Origin of the sequence: Pengzhenrongella sp., assembly GCF_036565025.1 — a bacterium.
Classification (GTDB): domain Bacteria; phylum Actinomycetota; class Actinomycetes; order Actinomycetales; family Cellulomonadaceae; genus Pengzhenrongella.
The window spans coordinates 1-3,371 of sequence record NZ_DATCNW010000023.1 but is presented as its reverse complement, the minus strand read 5'-3'; the positions used below and the strand labels follow the sequence as shown (position 1 = coordinate 3,371).

General features: G+C 75.8%; 4 protein-coding genes and 1 pseudogene. All 5 read right to left on the bottom strand.

The genetic code is table 11. The annotated features are described in order from the left end of the window. Positions 1-232, bottom strand: a pseudogene (locus VIM26_RS01125) (DNA-protecting protein DprA); the annotation flags it as partial. Further along, the gene (locus VIM26_RS01120; RefSeq protein ID WP_331948469.1) at positions 229-1,764 is read right to left on the bottom strand and encodes a YifB family Mg chelatase-like AAA ATPase; all 1,536 of its coding nucleotides are present in this window, start codon (positions 1,762-1,764) and stop codon (positions 229-231) included. The pseudogene VIM26_RS01125 and the gene VIM26_RS01120, both read right to left, overlap by 4 nt. Further along, a complete protein-coding gene (locus VIM26_RS01115) occupies positions 1,765-2,121 on the bottom strand; it encodes a YraN family protein (RefSeq protein ID WP_331948468.1) in 357 nt (118 codons plus the stop codon). Between the two features lie 103 nt (positions 2,122-2,224). After that, positions 2,225-2,548, bottom strand: a complete 324-nt coding sequence (locus VIM26_RS01110) for a DUF2469 domain-containing protein (RefSeq protein ID WP_331948467.1) — start codon at positions 2,546-2,548, stop codon at positions 2,225-2,227. Positions 2,549-2,608: 60 nt separating this feature from the next. Then, positions 2,609-3,371: ribonuclease HII (locus tag VIM26_RS01105; RefSeq protein ID WP_331948466.1), on the bottom strand; the 763-nt coding region annotated here is incomplete at its 5' end.

The window sequence follows — 3,371 nt, the reverse complement described above, 5'->3', positions numbered from 1 at the left end:
GGCCGGCCGCACCCGCGGCCGAACCGGCAGCCGGGCCGGCACCGACCGCGGTCCGGAGCCAGTCGAGCGCGTCCACGGCGCCGAGGGCCGACAGCACCGCCCCGGCCATCTCGTCGCCAGGCTCCGCGAGCCGGCTCCAGGCCGCGCGGGCCAGCGTCTCGGCATCGAACTCGCCGGCCCCGCCCGCATCGCCTACCCCGGCAGACCCACCCGCCGCACCCGGGCCGGTCACGCCGCCACCTGCCCGCGCGTACGGAACAGCAGTCCCCGGCCGATCTCGGCGCGGGTCGGCGCCGCCAGCCCCGCGAGATCGGCGAGCGTCCAGGCGACCCGGAGCACGCGGTCGACGCCCCGCAGGCTGAGCAGCCCGCGGTCCAGCGCGCGGTCGAGGTCGACCAGCAGGGACCGGTCGGCACCGAGCGCCGATCGGATCCAGTGTCCGGGCACCTCGGAGTTGGTCCGCCACGGTGTGCCGGCCAGCCGGTCCGCCTGCGCCTGCCGGGCGGCGGCGACGCGGACCGCGACCACCGCGCTGGACTCGCCGCTCGCACCGTCGATCTCCGCGCGAGACGCCGGATGCACCTCGACCTGCAGGTCCACGCGGTCCAGCAACGGCCCGGACAGCCGCGCCCAGTACCGCCGCCGCGCCATCGGCTGGCAGGTGCACTCGAGCCCCTTGCCGACGGCCTTGCCGCACGGGCACGGGTTGGCGGCCAGCACGAGCTGGAACCGCGCGGGGTAGCGAGCCGTCCCGCCGGCACGATGGAGCACGAGCTCGCCGTGCTCCATCGGCTGCCGCAACGTCTCCAGGACGCGCGGGGAGAACTCGGGGGCCTCATCCATGAACAGCACGCCGCGGTGCGCCCGGGAGGCCGCGCCGGGCCGCGGGATGCCCGAGCCGCCGCCGACGACGGCCGCCGGGGTCGCGGTGTGGTGCGGGTCCTCGAACGGCGGGCGCCGCAGCAGCCCGCCGCCGGGGTCGAACGTCCCCGCGACGGAGTGCACGGAGGTGACCTCGACCGCCTCGACATCGGTGAGGTCGGGCAGCAGGCCGGGCAGCCGGGCGGCGAGCATCGTCTTGCCGGCACCGGGCGGCCCGACCATGAGCAGGTGGTGGCCGCCCGCGGCCGCGACCTCGAGGGCTGCCCGCGCCTGGAGCTGGCCGAGCACCTCCGCCAGGTCGACGGCGGGCGGTCCGGTGCGGGCCTGCACGACGGCGACCACCGGGGCGGCCGGGCGGGGCTCGGGGATCTGTGCCCCGTACGAATAGGCGACCTCCGCGAGACTGGTCGCCGCGATGACGATCGCCCCCGGCACGAGCCGGGCCTCAGCGGCGTTCGCCGCCGGGACCACGACGCGCGGGCGGCCGGCGGCGACCGCCGCCGCGACCGCCGGCAGCACCCCGCGCACGGGGTGCAGCCGCCCGTCCAGTCCGAGCTCGCCGAGGTGCACGACGCCCGCCACGCGGGCCGGATCGAACTCCTCGGCGCCCGCGATCACGGCGATCGCGATCGCCAGGTCGAAGCCGGAACCTGCCTTCGGCAGCGAGGCGGGCGAGAGGTTGACGGTGATCCTGCGCTGCGGCCAGCCGATCTTCGAGGACGTCACCGCCGCCCGGACGCGGTCGCGCGACTCGGCGAGGGCGGCGTCGGGCAGGCCGACCAGGGTGAAGCCGGGGATGGACGCGGCGAGGTGCGCCTCGACCTCGATGACGTGCCCGGTCATCCCGAGCATGGCGACCCCGAGGGTGCGGCCCAGTGCCATCTAGAGCACCCCGACGAGATGCTCGAGACGCGCGGCCCCGCGGCGGGGGACGAGCACCGCGATGACGTCGATCCGGATGGACGGCGGGTGCACGTCGTGCGCCGCGAGCCACTGGGCCGTCAGGCGTCGCAGCCGCGCGAGCTTGCGAGGCGTGACCGCCTCGGCGGGGTGCCCGAACCCGAGACCGCGGCGGGTCTTGACCTCGACCACCACGAGCCCGCCGTCGTGCAGGGCCACGATGTCCAGCTCACCGTCCGAGCCGCGCCAGTTGCGGTCCAGCACCTGCCAGCCCTCGCCGAGCAGATACCGCGCAGCGACCTGCTCCCCGTACCGTCCCACCGCGTCCTTGGCACGCACGCGACCACCTCCGCGGGCAACGCTGCCGCGCCGCGCCACCGGGGGCGAGCAGCGACCGGCCGGGCTGGGGGTCGAGTCTCGTCCGGCCAGCCTGGGGGTGGCTTCAGCGGGGGAAGGGGCCGGTCTCGGTGAGGTCCAACTCGGCCTTGGCCAGCTCCTCGACGTTCACGTCCCGGAACGTCACGACCCGCACGGACTTCACGAAGCGCGCCGACCGGTACACGTCCCAGACCCACGCGTCGCCCAGGCTCAGCTCGAAGTAGACCTCACCCGCCGCGGACCGGACCTGCAGGTCCACCTGGTTCGCCAGATAGAAGCGACGCTCGGTCTCCACGACATACGAGAACAGGCCCACCACATCGCGATACTCGCGGTAGAGGGCCAACTCCATGTCGGTCTCGTAGTTCTCCAGGTCCTCCGCGCTCACGGTCCCATCATGGACCATCACCGATGCCGGCGGGGCCACCTCGGGCCACGAAGGGCCAGGTCACTCGTCGTCGAGCGGGAGCTCCCCCGGGTCGAGCGGGAGCCGCCAGCTCATCCGGTGCAGGGGGCTCGGGCCGTTCGCGCGCAGCGCCGCGACATGCTCCGCGGTGCCGTACCCCTTGTTGTCCGCCCAGCCGTAGGCGGGGTGCGCCGCGGCCAGCCCGGTCATCAGCGCGTCCCGCTCGCACTTCGCGAGCACGCTCGCCGCGGCGACCGAGGAGCAGGTCAGGTCCGCCTTCACGAGCAGGTGCACGGCCGGGTCGGGCGCCGCATCGTCGTCGTCGGGCGGGACGGCGCCGAACGCGGGGGCGAGCGGGTCGCCGGCGTGCCCGAGCGCACCGAGGAGCTCTCCGCCGAACAGGTCCGCCTGTGCGGGCGTGGACAGCCAGTCGTGCGATCCGTCGAGCAGCACCATGTCCACCGGGCCGATGGCGTCCGTCAGGTGGGCGAGCGCTCGGCGCCCGGCGAGCCGCAGCGCGCAGATGATGCCGAAGGCGTCGATCTCGGCCGCCGACGCGTGCCCGACGGCGCGCGCCAGGCCCCATCTGCTCAGGGCCGGCAGCAGTGCCGTGCGCGCGGCGGGGGTGAGGAGCTTGGAGTCCGCGACCCCGCGCGGCGTCGTGCGGGTGCTCGCGTCGACCGCGACCACCCCGACGCTCACCGGCCCGGCCAGCGCGCCGCGCCCGACCTCGTCCATGCCGACCACGACCCGTGCCCCGGCGCCGAGCAGCGCCCGCTCGGCACGCAGCGACGGGGTACGGGAG